At 64.2% G+C, this 5,682-nt stretch carries 5 protein-coding genes and 1 pseudogene; 2 read left to right on the top strand and 4 right to left on the bottom strand.

What is annotated here, in order from left to right; genetic code table 11:
* The 3 genes and pseudogenes from BN1969_RS18210 to BN1969_RS05595 form a co-directional block, all read right to left on the bottom strand.
* Positions 1–192: pseudogene (locus tag BN1969_RS18210) on the bottom strand (hypothetical protein); the annotation flags it as partial.
* Between the two features lie 15 nt (positions 193–207).
* Positions 208–681, bottom strand: a complete 474-nt coding sequence (locus tag BN1969_RS05600; protein WP_050623401.1) for a pyridoxamine 5'-phosphate oxidase family protein — start codon at positions 679–681, stop codon at positions 208–210.
* Between the two features lie 43 nt (positions 682–724).
* Complete coding sequence (locus BN1969_RS05595; RefSeq protein WP_050623400.1) at positions 725–1,483, bottom strand: exodeoxyribonuclease III; 759 nt, start codon at positions 1,481–1,483, stop codon at positions 725–727.
* A gap of 198 nt (positions 1,484–1,681) precedes the next feature.
* Here BN1969_RS05595 and asnA point away from each other — a divergent pair, with 198 nt between their 5' ends.
* A complete protein-coding gene (asnA, locus tag BN1969_RS05590) occupies positions 1,682–2,695 on the top strand; it encodes an aspartate--ammonia ligase (protein ID WP_050623399.1) in 1,014 nt (337 codons plus the stop codon).
* A 151-nt stretch (positions 2,696–2,846) separates the two neighbouring features.
* Here asnA and BN1969_RS05585 read toward each other — a convergent pair whose 3' ends face one another.
* On the bottom strand, positions 2,847–3,815 hold the full coding sequence (locus tag BN1969_RS05585) for an alpha/beta hydrolase (RefSeq protein ID WP_108980515.1): 969 nt from the start codon (positions 3,813–3,815) through the stop codon (positions 2,847–2,849).
* A gap of 446 nt (positions 3,816–4,261) precedes the next feature.
* On the opposite strand from BN1969_RS05585, the gene BN1969_RS05580 reads away from it, so the two are divergent.
* Positions 4,262–5,551, top strand: a complete 1,290-nt coding sequence (locus BN1969_RS05580) for a condensation domain-containing protein (RefSeq protein WP_050623398.1) — start codon at positions 4,262–4,264, stop codon at positions 5,549–5,551.
* The last annotated feature ends 131 nt before the right edge of the window (positions 5,552–5,682 follow it).

Genomic DNA, 5,682 nt, shown 5'->3' with positions numbered 1-5,682 from the left:
AAGAACCAGCCCCAGAGGGGGCAGGGCGGGGCCCGGGCCCACCGCCGCATCCACGGCATTTCCCCCGGCCTTCATCACATCCAGGCCGACCTGGGCCCCCAGGGGGACGGAGGTACAGGCCATGGCCCGGCGGGCGTACACCACGCTGCGGCGTGAGGGATAGGCGTATCTGTGGGGATCAAATAAGACCATTTCGGCTGCCTCCTCTCAGTTGGCTGGGCTGCGCTTGCCCGTCCAGCGCTCCGCCCGGATGGCAAAGACGGATACCCGGGCCACGGCGGGCTCCGTCATCTCCCAGTTTCGCCCGGTCATATGGCGCATAATGGCGTTGAGGGCCTCATATTTCTCCTGCGGCTCGGTCAGCTCCCGGATGGTCCCGCTGCCCATGATGCTGCGGTAGGCACAGCTGTAACTGCACGCCTGCTCCGCCCTCATCAGCTGGTGGCCGCAGTCCATCTCAAAGGCCACCGCCCCGCCCCGGCGGAACGCCGCCGCCTTCCGCCCCTCCCGGGCCGAGTGGAGGTAGAGGGTCAGCTGCCCCTCTGTCAGGTCGTAGCCGTAATTCACAGGGACGATGAACATCCCCTCCGCATCCTGGGTCCCGATCCGCACTGTGTTGCAGTCCCGCAGGATCTCCTCCAACTGCTCCAGGTCTTTGACTTCCTTCTCCGCTCTGCGCATATCCAGATCCTCCTTATCTCCTTCCGGTCCCGCCCCGGGGCACTCAGATGTCCAGCTCCAGCAGTACCGGGCAGTGGTCGCTGCCCTCCACCGTGGTCAGGATCTCCGCCCGCTTGATCTTGTCCCGGAGGCGGTCAGAGACGATGAAATAGTCGATGCGCCACCCCGCGTTGTTCTTCCGGGCGTTGAAGCGGTAGGACCACCAGGAGTAGATCCCCTCCGTGTCCGGGTAGAGATAGCGGAAGCTGTCTGTAAAGCCGGAGGAGAGCAGGCAGGTCATCTTTTCCCGCTCCTGGTCGGTGAAGCCGGCGTTGTTCCGGTTGGTCTTTGGGTTTTTCAGGTCGATCTCCCGGTGGGCCACGTTCAGGTCCCCACAGTAGACCACCGGCTTGTGCCGGTCCAGGGACATGAGGTAGTCCCGCAGGTCGTCCTCCCACTCCATGCGGTAGTCCAGCCGCTTCAGGCCGTCCTGGGAGTTGGGGGTGTAGCAGCAGACCAGATAGAAGCCCTCATACTCCAGGGTGATGAGCCGCCCCTCGTGGTCGTGCCGGTCCTTGTCCATACCGTAGGCCACAGCCACAGGCTGGTGGGGGGTGAAAACAGCGGTGCCGGAGTATCCCTTCTTCTCCGCAGAGTTCCAGAACTCCAAGACCCCTTCGTTCAGCTCCACATCCGCCTGTCCCTGCTCCATCTTGGTCTCCTGAAGGCAGCAGAAGTCGGGTGCCTCCTGTCGGTAAAAGTCCAGAAACCCCTTTTTCAGGCAGGCCCGCAGGCCGTTCACATTCCAGGAAACGAATTTCATAGGCATCTCCTCTCTCCCTCCGTCGGAACTTTGGATGGACCCTATTATACAAAGACGTGCCCCGCTTGGCAAGAACAGATTGATTTTTCCGCCCTTCTCCGCTATAATAGAAAAATCTGTATGTGCTCACCAGGCGTTCCATCCCGGCTCTGCCGGATGAGCTTCTGTTCCAAATCCCTTTCAAAAGGAGTATTCGACATGGGAAAAACCGTCATTCCCGAGGGATACCGCTCCCTCCTCAGCCTCTATGAGACCCAGAAGGCCATCAGCCTGCTCAAGCGTCTGTTCGAGGACCGCCTCGCCGGTGCCCTGCGCCTGCACCGGGTATCTGCCCCCCTGTTCGTCTCCGCCTCCTCCGGCCTCAACGATGACCTGAACGGGGTGGAGCGCCCCGTCTCCTTTGAGATCAACCGGGTGGAGGACACCGCCCAGGTGGTCCACTCCCTGGCCAAGTGGAAGCGCCTGGCTCTGAAGCGCTATCAGTTCCACCCCGGAGAGGGGCTCTACACCGACATGAACGCCATCCGCCGGGATGAGGAGCTGGACAACCTCCACTCCGCTTACGTGGACCAGTGGGATTGGGAGAAGATCATCACCCAGGAGGACCGCACCCGGGACTATCTGAAGCAGACGGTAAACGCCATTGTCCGCGCTCTCGTGGATACCCAGTCCTTCCTGCGCTCCGTTTTCCCCCAGCTGTCCGCCCTGCCCGAGCTGCCTGGCCAGGTCACCTTCGTCACCGCCCAGGACCTGGAGGATCTATATCCCCAGCTCTCCCCCAAGGAGCGGGAGAACACCATTGTCCGGGAGCACGGTGCGGTGTTTCTCATGGGGATCGGCGGAAAGCTGAAGTCGGGTCAGCCACATGACGGCCGGGCCCCGGACTATGATGACTGGAACCTGAACGGCGACATTCTGTTCTGGGACAGCGTCAATGGCCAGGCTATTGAACTCTCCTCCATGGGCATCCGGGTCAGCCCAGAGTCCCTGGACCGCCAGCTCACCCTGGCAGGCTGTGACAGCCGCCGCTCCCTCCCCTTCCACCGGATGCTGCTCAACGGTGAGCTGCCCTTGACCATGGGGGGCGGCATCGGCCAGTCCCGGGTGTCCATGCTGCTGCTGGGCAAGGCCCACATCGGTGAGGTGCAGAGTTCCCTGTGGGACCCCGACACCGTCCGGGCCTGTGAGCAGGCCGGCGTGGTGCTGCTGTGACGGAGCATCCTCGCTGCCCTGAGCTCCCAGACGTGCTCCTTGCAGAAGTTTTACCCCAGAAACGAGAGGGCCGCCCCTGCCGGGGCGGCCCTCGATCTTTTCTCCTTGATCCCGCTGTGCCCTCCCGCTCTCCTGCGGACAGGGACCATTTTCATGTGTATTCCAGCAGGAAGCGCCCCACGCTGGCCATGGCCTGGCCCGCCTTTTTGATGGGGAACATCTGAAACACGTGCCACATGTCGCTCCAGACCTCCAGCCGGCATGGGACCCCCGCCGCCTGCATCCGGTCCCGCAGGCGCACGGAATCGGACAGCAGCAGCTCGTTGCTCCCCGCCTGGATCAGTGTGGGCGGGAAGCCCCGGAAATCCCCGAACAGCGGGGACAGCATGGGGGAGGTCAGCTCCTGGTCCCGGGCATAGGCCCCACGCACCGCCCGGATATAGTCCAGGGTGATGGTGGGGTCCAGCTCCGCCCGCTCTGTATAGGACTTCCCACTGGCCGTCATATCCGTCCATGGGGACATGAGGATCAGCCGGGCAGGCAGCCGCCTGCCCTCCTGCTTCAGCCGGTGGCACAGCACCAGCGCCAGGTTTCCTCCCGCCGAGTCCCCCGCCACCGTCACGTCCCGGGCCCCGTAGCCTTGGCGCATCAGATGGTCCCACGCCTTCATCGCATCGTCCACCGCCGCAGGGAAGGGGTGCTCCGGGGCCAGCCGGTACTCAAAGGAGAGGGTGTCCCAGCCCGTCACGCCGGACAGCTTGGAGGCCAGCGGCCGGGAGTAGCCCAGATTTCCGCTGGTATAGCCCCCGCCGTGGCAGTACAGGATGGCGTGGTTCCGGTCATAGCTCCGCTCAGGCCGCACCCAGGCCGCGTTCATCCCCTCCAGCTCAAAGGGGGCCCACTTCATCCCGATCATGGGGGTGATGAGCCTGCCCAGCACCTCCTGAGCCGCCCGCTGCCGCTTCAGGTCCTCCGGGCGCATGGACTCGGGCGAGCTGGCCGAGTGGATTGCCTTCAGGGCCCTCATCATGGGGGCCAGGCGGCGCTCCTCCGCCTCCGCCCGCTGGGCGGGGGTGGGATGGGTCACCCGCACCCGTCTTCCTCTCTCTTTCAGTGTCATCGTTCTCACCTTCCTGTTCTGGGACCTGGATCATGACAAGCCTACCACATCCGGCCGCGTTTGGCAATGGCCTCTCCCCGTCGCCTTGTTTGCGGTGCCGGGAAAAGCTGCGGCGTTCTGACAAAATCGCGCGGGCAGGTGCGCACGCCTTGCGGCGGGCGTGGAGATACGGTATGATGGACCTCATCTAACTGCCGTATTCCTCCCCCCTGCCCCCGAAGAGCCCAGGCTCTCCGAAGTGGCGGGAGGCCCACGAGGCCAGGGGAAGGACCGATCCGCCTCCCGCCCACGGCATATTCTTCAAGCAGCTCTCCCTGCGCAAGGTCAGAAAAGGCACGCCCATGCCGCAGCGAATGGGAGCGTTGAATTTTATACTTTTTCCCCTCCCCTTGTACTTTCCCCCAGGAGATGCTACACTGATATCACAAAGGAAAGGAGGCACCGCCATGTCCAAGACGCCCAAAGGTCCCCCTGACTGGTACCGGCTGGACAACGCCGGCGTCCTCTACTCCGCTCTCCAGCGGGAGAAGTACTCGCCGGTCTACCGCTTTTCTGCTGTCCTGTCCCAGCCGGTGGACCCCGCCGTCCTCCAGCGGGCAGTGGACCGAACCATGCCCCGGTTCCCCGGTTTCCGCGTCCGGATGAAGCCCGGGGTCTTCTGGCACTATTTCGAGCCCAACGACAGCCCCGGCCCCTTTGTCCGTCCGGACATGTCCAACCCCTGCCAGCCCATCCGCTTCCGGGAGGACAACGGATGGCTGGTCCGCTTCTTCTACTACCAGAGCCGGATCTCCCTGGAGGTCTTCCACGCTGTGTCTGACGGGGCGGGGGCCCTCACCTTTTTCCGCACCCTGCTGGCGGTCTACCTCCGGGAGCTGGGACACCCCATCCCCTGCGGCCCCGGCCTGCTGGACGTGGATGATTCCCCTCGTCCGGAGGAGCTGGAGGATGCCTACGCCCGGTACGCGGGCAAGCGGGTCCTGCGGGACCGCTGGCAGGAGACCGCTTTCTCCAACACCAGCCAGGCGGAGCCCTTCTACACCCTGAATGTCACCATGGGCTTTCTGCCCGTGGACCGGCTGAAGGAGATCGCCGCCCGGTACGGCGCCTCCATCACCGAATACCTCTCCGCAGTGCTCCTCCAGTCTATCCTGGAGAATCAGGAGGTCCAGCGCCCCCGCCGTCCCAGGCCCGCGGCTCTGGCCATTCCCATCGATCTCCGGGGCTGGTTCCCCTCCGCCACCCTCCGCAACTTCATCCTCACTGTCCGGCTCTGCGTGGACCCCACTCTGGGGCCTTACACCTTCCCTGAGCTGGTCCGATACGTCCACCACTACATGCGCCTGCACATCAATCCCCAGGAGATGCGGGCCCGCTTCACCGGCAATGTCCACTTCACAGCCAACCGCTTTCTCCAGCTGATCCCCATCTTCCTGAAGAACCCGGTGATGTCCCTCTCCTACCAGCTGGTGGGGGTGCGCCCCTTCTCCGCCACCTACACCAATCCCGGCCTCTTCCGGGTCCCGCCGGAGATGGCCCCTCACATCCAGCGGATGGAGGTCGTCCTGGGGCAGGCCACCCGGCCCTCCCCTCACTGCGCCTCCATCAGCTATGGCAATACCATGGCTGTCACCTTCGCCGGCACCGGCACCTCCAGCGAGACGGAGCGGCGCTTTTTCACCCACCTGGTACGGGAAGGCATCCCCGTCAAGGTGGAGTCCAACCGGACCCGCTGAGGTCCCTGGGAGGTGTTCTGTATGTCCTATTGTGTCAACTGCGGCGTGGAGCTGGATTCCACCGCCTCCTTCTGCCCCCTCTGCCGCACCCCGGTGGTCAACCCCCGGCAGCCGGTGGACACCGGCTCTTC

This window comes from Clostridium phoceensis, from assembly GCF_001244495.1.
In the GTDB taxonomy this organism is placed as follows: domain Bacteria; phylum Bacillota; class Clostridia; order Oscillospirales; family Oscillospiraceae; genus Lawsonibacter; species Lawsonibacter asaccharolyticus.
The sequence above is the reverse complement of the archived record's forward strand: the minus strand, read 5'-3'. Positions and strand labels throughout refer to the sequence as shown.